Origin of the sequence: Pseudomonas sp. NBRC 111132, assembly GCF_001320565.1 — a bacterium.
Lineage (GTDB): Bacteria > Pseudomonadota > Gammaproteobacteria > Pseudomonadales > Pseudomonadaceae > Aquipseudomonas > Aquipseudomonas putida_P.
In genome coordinates this window covers 1-15,954 of sequence record NZ_BCBI01000057.1, presented here as the reverse complement: position 1 = coordinate 15,954, position 15,954 = coordinate 1, and the positions used below count along the sequence as shown (strand labels likewise).

At 64.7% G+C, this 15,954-nt stretch carries 18 protein-coding genes; 5 read left to right on the top strand and 13 right to left on the bottom strand.

The window, feature by feature from the left end:
* The 5 genes from APH35_RS22530 to purU are packed head-to-tail and all read right to left on the bottom strand — an operon-like array spanning window position 1 to window position 6,216.
* Complete coding sequence (locus tag APH35_RS22530) at window positions 1-2,904, bottom strand: 2Fe-2S iron-sulfur cluster-binding protein (RefSeq protein ID WP_060515555.1); 2,904 nt, start codon at window positions 2,902-2,904, stop codon at window positions 1-3.
* Window positions 2,901-3,206 carry a sarcosine oxidase subunit delta gene (locus APH35_RS22525; protein ID WP_012271755.1) on the bottom strand — a complete coding sequence of 102 codons (306 nt, stop codon included), beginning with the start codon at window positions 3,204-3,206 and terminating at the stop codon, window positions 2,901-2,903. The genes APH35_RS22530 and APH35_RS22525 overlap by 4 nt, the downstream gene beginning before the upstream one ends.
* A gap of 12 nt (window positions 3,207-3,218) precedes the next feature.
* Window positions 3,219-4,460 (bottom strand): FAD-dependent oxidoreductase, encoded by a 1,242-nt coding sequence (locus APH35_RS22520; protein ID WP_060515554.1) that lies wholly within the window; start codon window positions 4,458-4,460, stop codon window positions 3,219-3,221.
* Complete coding sequence (gene folD / locus APH35_RS22515; protein ID WP_060515553.1) at window positions 4,442-5,353, bottom strand: bifunctional methylenetetrahydrofolate dehydrogenase/methenyltetrahydrofolate cyclohydrolase FolD; 912 nt, start codon at window positions 5,351-5,353, stop codon at window positions 4,442-4,444. The genes APH35_RS22520 and folD overlap by 19 nt, the downstream gene beginning before the upstream one ends.
* On the bottom strand, window positions 5,350-6,216 hold the full coding sequence (gene purU, locus APH35_RS22510; protein ID WP_012271758.1) for a formyltetrahydrofolate deformylase: 867 nt from the start codon (window positions 6,214-6,216) through the stop codon (window positions 5,350-5,352). The genes folD and purU overlap by 4 nt, the downstream gene beginning before the upstream one ends.
* 210 nt (window positions 6,217-6,426) lie before the next feature.
* On the opposite strand from purU, the gene APH35_RS22505 reads away from it, so the two are divergent.
* The 5 genes from APH35_RS22505 to APH35_RS22485 all read left to right on the top strand — a co-directional run bounded on the left by APH35_RS22505 (window position 6,427) and on the right by APH35_RS22485 (window position 9,587).
* A complete protein-coding gene (locus tag APH35_RS22505) occupies window positions 6,427-6,828 on the top strand; it encodes a hypothetical protein (protein ID WP_012271759.1) in 402 nt (133 codons plus the stop codon).
* Between the two features lie 133 nt (window positions 6,829-6,961).
* Window positions 6,962-7,183 carry an MbtH family protein gene (locus APH35_RS22500; protein ID WP_003256222.1) on the top strand — a complete coding sequence of 74 codons (222 nt, stop codon included), beginning with the start codon at window positions 6,962-6,964 and terminating at the stop codon, window positions 7,181-7,183.
* Window positions 7,180-7,899 carry a thioesterase II family protein gene (locus APH35_RS22495; RefSeq protein ID WP_060515552.1) on the top strand — a complete coding sequence of 240 codons (720 nt, stop codon included), beginning with the start codon at window positions 7,180-7,182 and terminating at the stop codon, window positions 7,897-7,899. Before APH35_RS22500 ends, APH35_RS22495 begins: the two co-directional genes overlap by 4 nt.
* 57 nt (window positions 7,900-7,956) lie before the next feature.
* The gene (locus APH35_RS22490) at window positions 7,957-8,508 is read left to right on the top strand and encodes a hydrolase (protein ID WP_012271761.1); all 552 of its coding nucleotides are present in this window, start codon (window positions 7,957-7,959) and stop codon (window positions 8,506-8,508) included.
* Window positions 8,505-9,587, top strand: a complete 1,083-nt coding sequence (locus APH35_RS22485) for a DUF1615 domain-containing protein (RefSeq protein WP_374701353.1) — start codon at window positions 8,505-8,507, stop codon at window positions 9,585-9,587. The genes APH35_RS22490 and APH35_RS22485 overlap by 4 nt, the downstream gene beginning before the upstream one ends.
* Before the next feature lie 125 nt (window positions 9,588-9,712).
* Here APH35_RS22485 and APH35_RS22480 read toward each other — a convergent pair whose 3' ends face one another.
* The 8 genes from APH35_RS22480 to APH35_RS22445 are packed head-to-tail and all read right to left on the bottom strand — an operon-like array spanning window position 9,713 to window position 15,746.
* Window positions 9,713-10,576, bottom strand: coding sequence for a metal ABC transporter substrate-binding protein (locus tag APH35_RS22480; protein ID WP_060515550.1), 864 nt, complete (start codon window positions 10,574-10,576; stop codon window positions 9,713-9,715).
* A complete protein-coding gene (locus APH35_RS22475; RefSeq protein ID WP_060515549.1) occupies window positions 10,573-11,472 on the bottom strand; it encodes a metal ABC transporter permease in 900 nt (299 codons plus the stop codon). Before APH35_RS22475 ends, APH35_RS22480 begins: the two co-directional genes overlap by 4 nt.
* Complete coding sequence (locus APH35_RS22470) at window positions 11,472-12,218, bottom strand: metal ABC transporter ATP-binding protein (protein WP_060515548.1); 747 nt, start codon at window positions 12,216-12,218, stop codon at window positions 11,472-11,474. The genes APH35_RS22475 and APH35_RS22470 overlap by 1 nt, the downstream gene beginning before the upstream one ends.
* Entirely contained in the window at window positions 12,215-13,117 is a 903-nt protein-coding gene (locus tag APH35_RS22465; RefSeq protein ID WP_012271766.1) for a metal ABC transporter substrate-binding protein, read from the bottom strand. Before APH35_RS22465 ends, APH35_RS22470 begins: the two co-directional genes overlap by 4 nt.
* A 16-nt stretch (window positions 13,118-13,133) precedes the next feature.
* Window positions 13,134-13,703 carry a DUF6162 family protein gene (locus APH35_RS22460; RefSeq protein WP_012271767.1) on the bottom strand — a complete coding sequence of 190 codons (570 nt, stop codon included), beginning with the start codon at window positions 13,701-13,703 and terminating at the stop codon, window positions 13,134-13,136.
* Window positions 13,700-14,020 (bottom strand): hypothetical protein, encoded by a 321-nt coding sequence (locus tag APH35_RS22455; protein WP_012271768.1) that lies wholly within the window; start codon window positions 14,018-14,020, stop codon window positions 13,700-13,702. Before APH35_RS22455 ends, APH35_RS22460 begins: the two co-directional genes overlap by 4 nt.
* Window positions 14,017-14,556, bottom strand: coding sequence for a hypothetical protein (locus APH35_RS22450; protein ID WP_060515547.1), 540 nt, complete (start codon window positions 14,554-14,556; stop codon window positions 14,017-14,019). Before APH35_RS22450 ends, APH35_RS22455 begins: the two co-directional genes overlap by 4 nt.
* Window positions 14,556-15,746, bottom strand: a complete 1,191-nt coding sequence (locus APH35_RS22445; protein ID WP_060515546.1) for a PepSY-associated TM helix domain-containing protein — start codon at window positions 15,744-15,746, stop codon at window positions 14,556-14,558. The genes APH35_RS22450 and APH35_RS22445 overlap by 1 nt, the downstream gene beginning before the upstream one ends.
* Between the last annotated feature and the right edge of the window lie 208 nt (window positions 15,747-15,954).

Here is a 15,954-nt window from a genome sequence, read left to right as displayed (position 1 = left end):
TCAGAGCTCCTGGCGCAGGTTGTCGGGGTCGTGGAACGGCAGCGCTACCACCTTGGCATTGACCATCACGCCACCGTCGGTGCGAATCGGGATGAGCATGCCGGGGCTGGCCTGGTGGGCGCCGGCATAGGCCAGGCCGATGATCTGCCCCAGGGTTTGCGAGTACTCGCAGGAGGTGACGTTACCGCTGATGTCCCGGCCGTCCAGCACCAGGTGCCCCTCCAGTGGTCGCGGGCTGCTTTTGGGCAGCGTGAAACCGACCAGCTTGCGCTTGAGCGGCTGTGCTTCGAGGATTTCGATCGAGCGCTTGCCAACGAAGAACGGCTTCTTGCGACCGATGGCCCACTGCATGTCGATTTCCGCCGGGTGCGTCATGCCGTCGGTGTCCTGGCCGATGATCACGTGGCCTTTTTCCAGGCGCAGCAGGCGTTGGGTCTCGACGCCGAAGGGGCGAATGCCCAACCCGGCACCCGCCTGCATCAAGGTATCCCACAGCCGCTCGGCATGGCGCGCTGGTACGTGCACTTCATAGCCCAGCTCACCGACAAAGCCGACTCGCAGGATACGTGCAGCAATGCCTGCCACCTTGCCCTGGCGTACGCCCAGGTAAGGGAAGGCTCCGGCGGCCAGGTCTACGTCATCGCACACCTTGGCCAGCACCTGGCGTGACAGTGGCCCGGCCAGGTTGACGGCGGCCAGGGCAGCGGTGACGTTGGTGATGTCCACGTCCAGGCGCCACTGCGCGTTCCACTTCAGCATCTGTTGGTAGATGCGGTCGACGCCGCTGGTGGTGACGGTCACGTAGAAGTGCTGCTCGCCCAAGCGTGCGCAGACACCATCGTCGATGACCACGCCGTGCTCGTTGGTCATCAACGCATAGCGGGTGCGGCCAACAGGCAGTTTGGCGAAGCCGAAGGTGTAGAGGCGTTCCAGCAGTTCGGCCGCATCCGGGCCACGCACGTCCAGGCCGCCGAGCGTGGAGACGTCGATCAGGCCGACTTTTTCACGTACATGCCGGGCTTCTTCCTGCATGCAGCGATCGCGTTCCTCCGGCTTGCCATAGTAGGCCGGGCGCTGCCAGATGCCGGCGGGCATCATGTTCGCCCCGGCTTGCAGGTGGCGGCAGTGCATTGGCGTTTGCCGGTACGGGTCGAAGGCGCGGCCGGCAATGTGTGCCAGCTTTTCTGCCTGGAACGGTGGGCGGGCAGTGGTCACGCCGGTCTCGCTGATGCTGCGGCCGGTGGCATGGGCCACCAGGCGCGCGGTGGGCAGTGCCGAGTGGCGGCCCTGGGATGGGCCCATGCCGACCGTGGAGAAGCGTTTGACCAGTTGCACATCGCGGTAGCCGCTGCGGGTGGCGTTGACGATGTCGCGCACCTGCAGGTCTTCGTCGAAATCGACGAAATCCTTGCCCTTGGGGTGCGGGAAGATCGGCCAGGGGAAGTTGACCTTGGCCTCGGCGTTGAACAGCGGCTGCACCGGCGCTTGCAGGCCCAGCGCGGCCACGGCTTCGGCCGCCCCACGGGTGGCGTCGGCCAGCACGTTGCCTAGCGCATGGCGGCCGTTCACCGAGCCTGCGATATCCAGTCCGGCTGGCAGGTGGCTGATGGCGAACTCGTCGCGGTTGACGTCATAGGCCAGCTTGCCACCGGCCTGGCATAGCAACTGGTACACCGGCATGTAGCCTGCCGACATGCACAACAGGTCGCAGGCCAGGCGCAGGCCATGCGGGCCAACCTTGCCCTGGCCGGTGATTGGGCGAATGTCCACGCCATTGACATGGCGCATGCCCGCTTCGTGCAGCGCTTCGTACACCGTGCTGCCCTGGTGCACAGGGATAGCGCGGTGCTTCAGCTCGGCGGCCAGCGTGGCATCGGCCGGCGCGGTGCGCATGTCGACCACAGCAGCCACAGCCACGCCTTGTTCCTGCAGGTCGAGCGCGGCAAGGTAGCCGTCATCGTGGCCGGTCAGGATCACTGCGCGCTGGCCCGGTTTGACCGCGTACAGCTTCATCAGCCGCTGTGCGGCGCTGGTCAGCATCACACCGGGCAGGTCGTTGTTGCGGAACACCACCGGCTGGTCGAACGAACCGGCCGCCACCAGGCAACGGCCGGCACGCACCTTGTACAGGCGCTTGTGCTGGATCACTGGCAGGTAGTGGTCGGTGAACCAGCCGTTGCAGGTGGCGTCCAGCAGCACCTGGATGTTCGGGTGACCCTCTACGGCTGCCAGCAATTCCTGACGCAGGCTGGCGGCACGCGTGCCGGCGATGTCAAAGCGGGCGTAGGTGAGCGAGCCGCCAAGCACGGGCTGTTGCTCGATCAGCAACACCTTGGCCCCGGCATTGGCCGCGTCCAGCGCCGCGCGCAGGCCGGCAGGGCCTGCGCCGATGACGGCGACATCGACAAACAGGTAGGCCTTGTCGTAGTACTGTGGCTTGAAGCCTTGGTCGAGCACGCCCAGGCCGGCTTTTTTGCGAATCAGCGGCTCCCACACCTTCCACATGCCTTTGGGCTTGTAGAACGAGCGGTAATAGAAACCCACCGGCATGAAGCGCGAGCACTTGCCCAGGTAGGCGTCGCGGTCGTGCTCCAGGCTGCCGTTGAAGTTCTGCCCTTCGACCACCTGCCCGTCGCGGGCGGCTTCCAGGTCGGCCAGCACGTTGGGTTCCTCAGGCAGTTGCACCAGGGTGTTGGCATCTTGCCCGGCCATGCTCAGCGGGCCGCGTGGGCGGTGGTATTTGAATGAACGCGACAGCAACCAGCGGCCGCTGCCAAGCAGGGCGCTGGCAATGCTGTCACCGGCAAAGCCCGAACAGGCCTGGCCGTCGAACTGGAAACGCAAGGGGCGTTCGCGGTCGATCAGCAGGCCCATGGGCGCGGGGAGGCGAGTGTGGCTGTTCATCCGGCGATCTCCGGGGTGGCGGCGGGGGTGAAGTCGACGCGGCGGTCGAACAGTGCTTTCGGGTCGAAGGTGCGCAGCACCTGGTCGCTTACCGTGTGGCGCTCGGCCAGAAACCAGTAGCTGGAAGCGTTGTGCAGCCACCACTCGAGCACCACCCCGGCCAGGTTGTCGCTATTGAACACATAGTCGGCCCACTCGGTATCGCTGCAGTTGGCCGGGTCGGGCATGTGCTTGCACTCGCCGCCGTAGGTGAACTCGCTGATGTTGCGCGGGCCGTTCAAGGGGCAGGTCAGGATTTTCATCGTCATGTGCTCCTAGTGGCTGGCCGCAGTGGCGCCCATTTCGTTGACTTGCTGGAAGCGGCTGAAGCGCTCGAGGGCGAAGGGGGCAATCAGCTCGGGCACCTTGCCGCCGCTGGCGACCAGCTCGGCCATGGTCTTGCCGCAGATCGGCGTGGCCTTGAACCCCCAGGTGCCCCAGCCAGCATCCAGGTAGTAGTTCTGCACCGGTGACAGGCCCATGATCGGGCTGTAGTCCGGGGTCATATCGGTCATCCCGGCCCACTGGCGCATCAGCTTGGCGTTGGCCATGAACGGGAACATTTCGATGGCGTGGGCCAGCAGGCTTTCCTTGAGGTCGAGGGTGGAGCGGGTGTTGTACAGCGGGTAAGGGTCGGAGCCGCCGCCGAAGACGATTTCGCCTCGGCTGGTCTGCTGCACGTAGCAGTGCAGCGCCGACGAACTTACCAGCGGGTCGAGAAACGGCTTGAAGGGCTGGGTGACCATGGCTTGCAGCGGGTAGGTGTGGATCGGCGCGCGGATGCCGGCCTTTGCCATCAACAGCGAACTGGCACCCGCCACGGCCTGGACCACGCAGCCGCATTGCACCGTGCCGCGGTTGGTCTTCACCGCCTCGATGCGGCCATTGCGGATCAGCAAGTCCTGCACTTCGGTCAGTTGGTGGATTTGCACGCCGCGCCTGGCTGCCTGTTTGGCGTAGCCCCAGGCCACCGCGTCGTGGCGCGCGGTGGCGCCGTCGATGTGCCACAGGCCCGCCAGCACCGGCAGGTGGCCGGGGTCCAGGTTCAGGCTGGGCACCAGCTCGCGGATCTGTTGGCGATCGATCATTTCGCTACGCCCGCCGAAGTGCTTGTTCACTTCGGCGCGCTGGCGGAAGGCGCGCACGGTGGCGTCGGTGTGCGCCAGGGTAAGCTGGCCGCGCTCGGAATACATGATGTTGAAGTCGAACTCGTTCGACAGGTTCTGGAACATGCGCACCGATTCTGCGTAGAAGCGCACACCTTCGCTGGTGAGGTAGTTGGAGCGGATCACGGCGGTGTTGCGCGCGGTGTTGCCGCCCCCCAGGTAGGCTTTTTCCAGCACGGCGACGTTGGTCACACCGTGGTACTTGGCCAGGTAGTAGGCGATGGCCAGGCCGTGGCCGCCGCCGCCGATGATCACCACGTCATAGCGTGGCTTGAGTTCGCACGGTGGCGGCAGGTCGACCTCCACCGGGTAGTCGGCGCTCAGGCCGTATTTCAGCAGGGCGAAAGGCATGCGGTGCGCTCCTGGTGGACGGCCTGTTGTTGCAGGTCGAGGGCGAGCAGGGTGTTTTTCATCAAGTAGGCGATGGTCATCGGGCCGACGCCGCCGGGGACCGGGGTAATGCCGGCGACCTGGGGCAGGGCAGCGGCGAAATCGACATCACCGACCAGGTGGTTTTGGCCGTCTTCATCGATGCGGTTGATGCCGACGTCGATCACCACCGCACCGGGTTTGAGGCAATCGGCACCGATCAGCCGTGGCTTGCCCACTGCGGCAACCAGGATGTCGGCCTGGCGGCACAACGCGGGCAGGTTGCGGCTGCGTGAATGCACCACAGTCACCGTGCAGTCGGCCTGCAACAGCAGGGCAGCCATGGGCTTGCCGACGATGTTCGAGCGGCCGACCACTACCGCATGTTTGCCACGCAGCTCGCCACAGGCGTCGCGCAGCAGGCGCATGCAGCCGCTGGGGGTGCACGGGGTCAGCACATCGCGGCCCTGGGCCAGGCCACCGACGTTCTCGCTGTGGAAGCCGTCCACGTCCTTGAGCGGGTTGATGGCCTGCAATACGCAATGCTCGTCGATGTGCGCGGGCAACGGCAGTTGCACGAGGATGCCGTTCACCTCGGGGTCGCGGTTCAGGCGGTCGATCAAGGTCAGCAGGTGGGCCTGGGTGGTGTCGGCGGGCAGGCGATGTTCCTGCGAGCGGATGCCCACCTCTTCGGCGCGCAGCACTTTATTGCGCACGTACACCTGGCTGGCGGCATCGGCACCCACCAGCACCACGACCAGGCCCGGTTGCACGCCGCCCTGGCGCAGTTCCTGCACCTGCTCGCGTACCTCGGCCAGCACACGCGCGGCGGTGGCCTTGCCGTCGATCAGCTTGAGGCTGGTAAGTGCGTTCATTTGAAGATCACCGTGCGGTCGTGGTTAAGGAATACCCGGTGTTCAAGGTGGTATTTCACCGCGCGGGACAGGGCGATGGTCTCGGTGTCGCGGCCGATGGCCACCAGAGCGTCCGGGGCATAGGCGTGGTCCACGCGTTGCACTTCCTGCTCGATGATCGGCCCTTCGTCCAGGTCGCGGGTCACGTAGTGGGCGGTGGCGCCGATCAGTTTTACCCCGCGCTGATAGGCCTGGTGGTAGGGCTTGGCGCCTTTGAAACCGGGCAGGAACGAGTGATGGATGTTGATCGCCCGGCCCGACAGCTGGCGGCACAGGTCATCGGAGAGGATTTGCATGTAGCGCGCCAGCACCACCAGTTCGGTGCCGGTGTCCTCGACGATACGCAGCAGTGCGGCTTCCTGTTCGGCCTTGGTGTCCTTGGTGACCGGCAGGTAAACGAAGCGAATGCCCTGGCGCTCGGCCATGGGGCGCAGGTCCAGGTGATTGGAGACCACGGCGGTGATCTGCATGTCCAGTTCGCCCTTGGCATGCCGGTACAACAGGTCGGACAGGCAGTGGTCGAACTTGCTCACCATCAGCAGCACACGCATCGGCCGGGCGCTGCTGTGCAGGCTCCATTGCATGTCGAAGCGCTGGGCCACGTCGGTAAAGCCAGCCTCCAGCTGTGGTGTGTCGCCGCTGACACCGGTGTTGAAGCGGAACACCGCGCGCATGAAGAAGCGCCCATTGTCCTCGTCGTCGAACTGCGCCATCTCGCTGATGTAGCAACCGTGCTCGGCCAGGTAAGTGGTCACCGCAGCGACGATGCCGGACACGGCCGGGCAACTGACGCGCAGGATGAAGTGATCGGGAGCGGGATGCATGTCGGATAGGCCTCGTGATGGAGTGGGGCAGGTCGGGCACAAGGGCAAAAGAAGATTCGCGACGGTGCGAAGGGTGTTTCTTGTTAGGAATATAAATTTCCTTTTGGAGATTTATAGGCGATATGAGGGGTGATGGTCTAGATGTTTGTGAAATTTTTTATCCTGGCAGGAAAGTTTTTTTAGAGGCCTTTGCCGGGCTATGCTTGCTCCATGACCACACCACCGCCTCTACGCCAACCTTGCCCCCCTGGCGCCTGCGACTGCGGCCGGGAACACTTGGTCGAACACCCGCAGGCCGCCCAACGCATCCTCCTGCTGACCCGCCAGGAAGAAAAGCGCCTGCTCGAACGCCTGGAAAACCTCAAGGACCTCGAAGACCTGCAGCGCCTGCAGCAGCGTCTGTACGACAACCTCGGCATCCGCGTACACATCGCCCCCGGCTTCAACGAAGTGCGCACCATGCGCGGCATCGTCATCGAACTGGATGATCAGCCGGGGCTATGCCGCAAAACCAGGCAGTCGATCCCGGCGGCCATTCGGCGTGGGCTGGAGCGCAACCCGCAGGTCGCCTACCGCCTGCTCGATACCTACGACCTGCTGCGTGACGGTTGAGAGAGGAGTGAGTCATGCACATGGCGGCGCAAACAAACCATAGCGCCTTAATTTTTCCGAAGCCTCCCACGTCTACTTGAAAGCCCCCCTGCGCGAAGCCCGCAGCGGTACTCATCATTCAAGGAGACAGGCAATGACTTCCGTTTTCGACCGCGACGATATCCAGTTCCAGGTAGTGGTCAACCACGAAGAGCAATACTCGATCTGGCCCGACTACAAGGCCATCCCCAACGGCTGGCGTGCGGTGGGCAAGAGCGGCTTGAAGAAGGACTGCCTGGCCTACATCGATGAGGTCTGGACCGATATGCGCCCGCTGAGCTTGCGCCAGAAAATGGCCGAAGCCGCCGCCCAGTGACCACGCTGAACCTGCTGTGCCTGCCGTACTCCGGCGCCAGCGCCATGGTCTACAGCCGCTGGCGGCGCAAGCTGCCAGCGTGGTTGCAGGTGCGCCCGGTAGAGCTGCCGGGGCGGGGCGCACGCATGGCCGAGGCGCTGCACACCGACATGCAAGCCCTGGCCCGGCAACTGGCCCGCGAACAGCGCCTGGCGGCCAGCGCCCCCTATGCGCTGCTTGGGCACAGCCTGGGCGCGCTGCTGGCCTTCGAGCTGGCCCATGAACTGCAAGCTTTGGGCTGCCCGCCACCCTTGGCGCTGTTCGCTTGCGGCACGGCGGCACCCACGCGGCGTGAGGACTACGACGGCAAGAGCTGGCGCGAGCCCAAGGGCGACGCCGAGCTTATCAGCGAGTTGCGCGAGCTTCAGGGTACGCCCGAGGAAGTGCTGGCGAACGCCGAGTTGATGAGCCTGACCTTGCCGACCTTGCGTGCCGACTTTCTGTTGTGCGGCACCTACGCCTACCGCCAGCGGCCGGCGTTGCAGTGCCCACTGCATGTGCTGGGTGGCGTGGATGACCGGGCCAGCGACGAGCAACTGCAGGCCTGGCGCAAGGAAACCCACGGCAAGTTCTCGCTGCAGATGTTCCCAGGTGGGCACTTCTTCATCCATGAGCATGAAGACCGCGTGCTCGACGCGCTGACCGCGTCGTTGCAGCCGCTTCGGCTGTCCGCCTGATTGACGTCACCGCTTGCCTGGGGGAGGCTAGGGCTTTTCCCAGGCAAGGGGCAGACAATGCTGATCGATCCACTCAAGGCCACGCTGCTGGTCGTCGACATCCAGGAAAAACTCATCGGCGCCATGAGCGACCCCGAAGGCACTCGGGCGCGGGCCCGCTGGTTGCTGGCCGCGACTGCCGAGCTGGAACTGCCGACGGTGATTTCCGAGCAGTACCCCAAGGGCCTGGGCCATACCCTGGCGCAATTGCTGGCCGCAGCACCGGCCGCCGAGGTGGTGGAGAAAAGCCACTTTTCCTGCGTGGCCGCGCAGTGTCTGCCAGCCAGCCTGATGGCGCGTGAGCAGGTGATCGTCTGTGGCATGGAAACTCACGTCTGCGTGCTGCAGACCGTGCTCGGCCTGCTGGGGCTGGGCAAGCAGGTGTTCGTGGTCGAAGATGCCTGCGACAGCCGAACCTCGGCCAGCAAGGCGGCAGGCCTGGCTCGCATGCGTGCCGCCGGGGCGCAAGTGGTGACCCGTGAGATGGTGCTGTTCGAACTGCTGGGCAGCGCCAGCCATCCGCTGTTCCGCCACATCAGCAAAACCTACCTGGTCGGTGAACAGCCCTGAACGGTCGGGCACTGGCTGTGGGGGTGATGGCCCTGGCGCTGCTGCAAGGCTGCGCCGGGCGTCGTGAAGAAGCGCCAGAAGCGGACCCGGCCAAGGTCCGCGCACAGCTGCTGCGATTGCTGCCTGCCCAGGCCAAGGATCGCGAGGGTTGGGCCCAGGATATTCAAGTGGCCTTTGCAGCGCAGCGCATAGCCCCCAGCAAAAGCAACCTGTGCGCAGTGCTGGCGGTAACCGAGCAGGAATCGACCTTCACGGCCGATCCGCAGGTGCCCAACCTGGGGCGTATCGCCCGCGAGGAAATCGACCGCCGCGCTGCACGCCTGCACATTCCCAAACTGTTGGTCGACGGTGCGCTGAAGGCGCCTTCGGGTAACGGCCAGAGCTACCAGCAGCGTTTGCAGGCAGTGCGCAGCGAGAAGCAGTTGAGCGAACTGTACGACGAGGTCATTGCCCGCGTGCCGTTGGGCAAAACCCTGTTGGACGGGCTGAACCCGGTGCACACCGGCGGGCCGATGCAGGTCAGCATCGACTTTGCCGAAAAGCATGCAACGGATTACCCCTACAGCCATGGCGGTACGATTCGCCAGGAAGTGTTCACCCGGCGCGGCGGCATGTACTTCGGTATTGCCCACCTGTTGGGCTACCCGGCCAACTACGAGCGCCAGCTTTATCGCTTTGCCGATTTCAACGCGGGCTGGTACGCCAGCCGCAATGCGGCGTTCCAGGCGGCGTTGAGCAGAGTAACGGGTGCGCCGCTGGCCCTGGACGGTGACTTGATCGCGCTGGGCTCGATCATGCCAGGCACTACTGAGCTCGTGGCGCGCAAGCTTGGGGTGAAGCTGGGGTTGCGTAACCCGCAGATTCGCAGCCAGCTGGAGGAGGGCGACAGCTTGGCGTTCGAGGACAGCAAGCTCTACAGTGGGGTGTTTGCCCTGGCGGATGCCAAGACTGGCAAGCCGGTGCCACGGGCGGTGTTGCCGGGGATTGAACTGAAGAGCCCCAAGATCACTCGCAAGCTGACTACCGCGTGGTTCGCAGGGCGGGTGGATGAGCGTTACCAGCGGTGCATGAAGCGGTAGCAGTGCGTTGCCTGTAACGGCCTCTTCGCGGCTGAAGCCGCCCCCACAGGAATGTGGCCGGACCCTAAGGTTGCGCGGTCCCTGTAGGAGCGGCTTTAGCCGCGAAGAGGCCAGCACAGGCGACATCAGCTTTCGCCCAATGCCCCAACCACCTGCTCCACGCTAGCCTTCAGCCCTGCAAACGCATCCTCAGGGTCACTCTCAACCACCACCAGCTTAGCCCCGGCCGCCTCGATCACCTCTGCCACCGCGGGGTCTGGCTGCCGGTGGTCCAGCACCAGTGCCACATCCTGCGCTTTCAGGTTTTCACCTAGCGCTTTGAGCGCGGCAGCATCCCACTCGGCTGGCAGCGGCTGCTCCACCACGTCCAGATTCAACCCGCTGGCCAGGTAGCCCAATCGCTCGGACAGGCTCACCACCGTCAGGTTGTCGACCTTGGCCAGACGCGTCTGGCTGCTGGCCGATAGCTCCAGCAACTGGCGCTTGAGCCCTGCCAGGTTGCCCTGGATCTTCGTCTTTTCGTCCGGTGCCAGCCGCTCCAGGTCATTGGCTACTACATCGGCCATGCGCCCGAGGTTGGTCGGGTTGAGCCAGGGGTAGGCGCCATAGGCATCGTCACCCGTGACCGCAATACCTGGCAGCGCGCCGTCCACCGGCCGCGCAGCATCGATCTCGACAATACGGATGTTGCTGCGCCGGGCCATCGGGTACAGCGGGTCGTCACGCCAGATCGAGCGCACGCCGATCACCGCATCCGCTTGCTGTGCGGCTTTGTGCAGGCTGGCGCCACCACGCCCGCTGAAGTATGACGGCTGGCGACTGGCCGGCAGGTTGGCCGGTGCTGCCTGCTTGAGCTGTACCGAGGTGCCGCCGAGCAGGGCACTGGCCAGGCTGTGAGTGACGGGCAGGGTCGTCAGCACTTGCGTGGCGAAAGTCAGCGATGGCAGGCCGGCCAGGGCTAGTGCCAGGGTCAGGCGTTTGAAGTTCATGCCAGGTTTCCTTGCAGGCGGGGAACGAGGGCGCGGGCCAGGGCGGCCAGGGCGAAACAGAGACCGGCGACCAGAATGATCGCGGCACCTGACGGCACCGGCAGGTCGAACACGATCGGCAACAGGATGCCGAACAGGGTGCTGATGGTGGCAATCAGCACCGACAGGAAGAAAAAGCCCTTGAGCGACTGGCTGACCAGGCGAGCGGCGGCGGCAGGAATCACCAACAGCGCACCGACCAGGATGGCACCGATCACTTTCACTGCGGCCACGGTTACCAAGGTCACCAGCACCACGAACAGATAGTCCAGGGTTTTCACCGCCACCCCACGCACAGCCGCCAGTTGCGGGTTGAAGCTGGCCAGCATGATGCGGTTGTACAGTGGCAAGGCCAAGGCCAGCACCAGCACTGCGACGATGCCCAGTACCACCAGGTCCTGGCCGCTGACGGTCAGCACCGAGCCGAACAGCACGTTTTCGAGGATATGCACGTTGATCTTGCCTGCCAGCATCAACAGCAGGCTGGCGCCCAGCGCCAGCGACACCGACAGGAACACGCCAATCAACGTGTCCGGCGACAGCCCGGTGCGGTTGCGCAGGAAGTTGAGCAGGATGCCGAACAGCAGGCAGTAGCCGAACAGGCTGCCGTAGGGGCCGGTGTAGGGCTCGCCCAACAGGATGCCGATGGCCACGCCGGTCAGCGCGGCATGGCCGACCGCTTCGGAGAAGAAGGCAAACCGCTTGACCACCACCAGGGTGCCCAGGCCACCGAGCACCGGGCCGATCATCAGGCCGGCCAGCAGGGCGTTGACCACGAAGCCGTAGGCCAGCGCCTCGGGCAGGTAGCCGGCAGTCGCCCAGTCCTGGACCGTTTGGCGAAAGAATTCAAAACTCATCAGGCAAGGCTCTCGCTACGCGGGTGAACGGAGAACAGGCCGAGCAGGCGCTCTGGGGTCAGGGCCTGGGCGGGTGGGGCGTCGAACAGTACCTGGCGGCTCAGGCCAGTCACTCGGTCGGCCAGGCGCAGCACAGCTTCCAGGTCATGCTCGATCCACAGCACGGTTGTGCCAGCCTGGCGCCAGCCATGCAGCAACTGTTCGAACACCTGGATACCCGCTTCATCGAGCGCCGACATGGGTTCGTCCAGCACCAGCAACTGCGGCTCGGGGATCAGGCCCTGGGCCAGCAGCACGCGCTGGCGCTCACCACCCGACAACGCCCCCATGCGCCGCTTGCGTTTGTCGAGCATGCCGACCCGCGCCAGGGCCGCGTCGATAGCCGGTTGCACACGCCGCGACAGGCCGAGGAAGGCCGGGCGGCGCTGGCACATGGCGGCCATGAAGTCGTCCACGGTCATCGGCAGGCCACGGTCGAACTCCAGTGCCTGCGGCACATAACCAATCACCTCACGCTCGTTCGGCCAATGCAGGGTCAGTTGTCCCTGATGCGGCATCTGCCCCAGCAGGGTCTTGATCAGCGAGCTCTTGCCGCCGCCATTAGGGCCGACGATGGCGTGCACGCTGCCAGCGGCAACGCTGAAACTGACCTGTTCGAGGATGCGGGTGCGGCCTAGCGTCAGGTTGATACCGGCGAACTCGATGCGTGGCCCGCAGGCTGCCAGCAGGTTGGCGGCTACGGTCATGCGCGGTTCTCCTGAATGGCACGGACCACGGTGTCGAGGTTGCGCTTCATTTCCACCTCGTATTTGTCCTTGGTGTATTCGCCATAGGAGATATGGGTCAACGGATACAGGCGCACGCCGGACTCACGCTGAATGGTTTCGACATAGGCCGACGGGAAGTCCATTTCCGAGAAGATCACCCGCACGTCCAGTGCCTTGAGCTGGTCGATGGTCTTTTTCAGCTGCGCCGGGCTGGGCTCGATGCCATGGGCCGGTTCTACCACTGCGGTCACTTCCAGGCCGAAATCACGCACGAGGTAGTCGTAGGCAGCATGGATGGTCGCCACGCGGAACGTGGCGCTTGGGGCTTCGGTGACCTTGGCCAGGGCCTCGGCCCGCAGGGCGCGCAGGCGCTTGGCGTAGGCGCGGGCGTTTTGCGTGTACAGCTTGGCGTTGTCCGGGTCGAGCTTGCCCAGTTCGCGGGCGATGTTGTTGACCTGGGCGATGGTGGTGCTGATGGACAGGAAGGTGTGCGGGTTGACCACCTTGCCGGCGCCGCGTGCGGCAATGCCGGTGGCCGCCAGCAACGGTACGTTCTGGTTGGCTTCGATGGTCGTGATGCCGGGCTTTTCACTGGCGGCGATCATGCGGTCGGCGAAGTCGTCGTGGCCGACACCATTGAGCACCACCACGTCCAGCGTACCGATGCGTTTGATGTCCTCGGCCCGTGGCTCGTAGGCGTGGGGGTTGAAGCCTGCTGGAATCAACGGCACCACTTCGGCTTTGTCGCCGACGATGTTGCTCACGTAGCTGTAGTAGGGGTGCAGGGTGATGCCGATGCGCAGCGGCTTGCCGTTATCGGCCAGGGCCAGTGACGGCAGGGCAAAGGCCAGGAGCAGGGCGAGGGCGGAGCGGAGCATGGGGGAGTCCTTGGGTTCAGTGACGGTGTTCGCGGGTAACCCCGGCGTCGTAATGGCTGACGACCTGCTGCCAACCGGCGGCGATCAGGGTGGCCTGGCCGAGGTCGTCCGGGATCACGGCGGCGCTGTCGCGGCGCAGCCAGACATCGGCCTGGCCGGTGCTGTCGGCGGGCAGGATCAGCAGCAGGCTGCCGGCGACCTCGGGGGCCTGGCTGCGGCCCAGGTAGGCGCCGGGCTCCAGCCACGACCATTGGTGGCCGCCGCGGCTCTGGCTGCCGGCATCGACCACGAACGGTGGCAGGCCTTCCTCGGCCAGGGCCTGCACGCTGGGTACGACGCCATTTTCTTCACGCAGCAGCTGGATTTCGTCGAAGGCCACGCGCAAGTCGGTGTACAGGCCTTGCTCGGCGGCGGTGAGGTCGCGGCGGGCGTCGATCTGGTGGCTGGCGATGGTCTGTTCGTCCTCGCGCTCACCGCGTAGCAGCACCACGCTGGCGGCGAGCACCACGATCAACAGGCTGGCCAGCAGCACGTACAGGGTTTCGTGCCCGGCGCCGGCCGGGCGAATCACTTGGGCGCGGCTCATGGCTGGGCGATGTCGGCGTAGTCGACTTCCACCACGTGCCCGGGGCCTGCGTCGAATAGCACATAGAACTCACCGTCCGGGCGCTTGAAGGTCAGCGTCGAATCGTCACCAAGCTTGCCGCCGACCAGCACCTGTTCGTCATAGCCGATCACATCCAGGGTCACCCCAGGGGCACCGCTGCCGTCCGAGAAGCCGCCGGTGCACTTGACCTGGCCGCTGGCCAGCGCTTCGCATTCGCACATCGGGTTGTGCGCCAGGGCGGGGCCGGCGGCCAGTACCATGAAGGGCAGGGCGAGGGTGCGCATCAGGTTTTTCATTTCTTGCCTCCTTGTTTCTCGAGCCAGGCCACGGTGGCTGGCGATGCCTTGGCCAGGGGGACTGACGCCTGGTGCATGCTGCCGTCCCAGCCTTCCAGGGTGATCCAGATCTGCGCGTCGGGTTTGGTGCGTGGTGGAATCGGCAGTGAGGTGCCCATGTTGTACGGTGCACCGAAGAAGATGGTGCCGGCGGCGCGCAGGCTGCGAGGCTTGCCAATACGCAGGTAGGCCGCTTTGACGTCCTTGATGCAGGCCTTGCACAGCGATGCGTTGAACGACTTGAAGAAGCCGGCCGGGCCATCGGCGCGTGGCGCTTCGTCACGCAGTTCGGCCAGGTCGAGGCTGTAGGGGCCGACCTGGATGTCGCTGATCACATTGGCGCCCAGGCCGGCGTCACCGCGAAACAGCTTGGCGTCGGCGAAGTACTTGGGCATGAAGCCCAGCGGAATCAGGATCAGCAGGATATTCAGGTGAAAACGCCACTTCAGCCAAAGCTGCTTCAGCGGGCTGGTGGGCAGGGCTTGGGCCTGGCTCATTAATGGATCTCCACGGTGGTTTCACTGCGCGCCGCACGGGGTGCTCGCTCGCTGCGCTTGAGGGCGGCGGCGGTGGCCTGGGCGGTGCGTTTGGTCCAGATCAGCAGGCCGCTGAGCACCATCAAGGTGAGGACCAGGCCGAAGAAGAACCAGATCAGCTTGATCGGCAGGCCGCCAAAATCGCCAGTGTGCAGCGGGCGCATGGATTCGGTGACGAACTCCAGGGCCGAGCGGTCGCTGATTTCGAACTGGCTGTCGACATTGCTTGTATACGGGTTCACCGACGCACTCTGGAACATCAACGGGTACCAGCCTGGCCCAGACAGGGTGACGTGGCTGTAGGCGGTGGCGGGCAGCGAGACGGAGTTGATCTCCAGCCCTGGGATCGCCAGGCCGGCAATGCGCGCAGCTTCATCCAGGTTGATGCGCGGGGCAGGGCTGCCATCTGGCGTTTGCGGCACGTCCTCACGGGCGATCACCGGCACGATGGGCCGGCTGGAAATGGTGATGTGGTTGTCGAACAGTATCGCCTGGATCAGGAACCAGGTGCCGGTGATGGAAATCACCGCAATGAACCAGATCGACCACACCCCGGCCAGGCGGTGCAAGTCACCCCAAAAAATCCGCGAGCCATGGCCGGTGCGCACGGGTTTGAAAAAGCCCTTCCAGAACTTTTTGTACACAACCAGGCCAGTGACCAGCGAGGCCAGCATCGGCAGGCCGAGCAGCGACACCAGGTACCAGCCCCAGCTGAAACCATTGGTGAACGGCACCAGCCACCAGCCGTGCAGGGCCCGGGTGAAGGCTTCGAAGTTGAAGTCAGGGGTCTTGCCCTGGATGGCGCCGGTGTAGGGGTTTACGTACAGCGTCGGGCTGGTGCCGTCTGGCAGGGTGACATTGGCCTTTACCGCGAAGTGCGAGCCATCGGGTTGACTGAGCCGGTCCACGACCATATCCGGCTCGGCCTTGTGCAAGGCTTCCAGCACCTGCTGGAAGCTCATGCGTTGCACGTCCGCGTCTGGCTTGTTGGCGCGCACGGCCGAGTCGGCCAGCCAGACGATTTCCTGGCTGACCACGGCAAGCATGCCGGTGAAGCAGACGATCAGGACAAAGAACCAGATCGGCAAGGCAAGCCAGCTGTGGACCAGGAACCACAGCCTGGATTTGGATTTTTTCGGTGATTTGGCCATCAGACGGTCTTCTGCAATGGGTGGTCGAGCGTGTGCCCAACCAAAGAGGGCTGTACTGATAAGGACGAATGAGAATTGAAAACCTGCCTTTTAAAATGAAAGCAAATGTTTCAAAAGACGAAGGCCGGACGGCGCACGCGGCGTCAGTCCGGCCTTGAAAGCTTGTTGCAGAGGGTTCAGGCGCGGGTCAGGGCTACCGCCGCTTGCG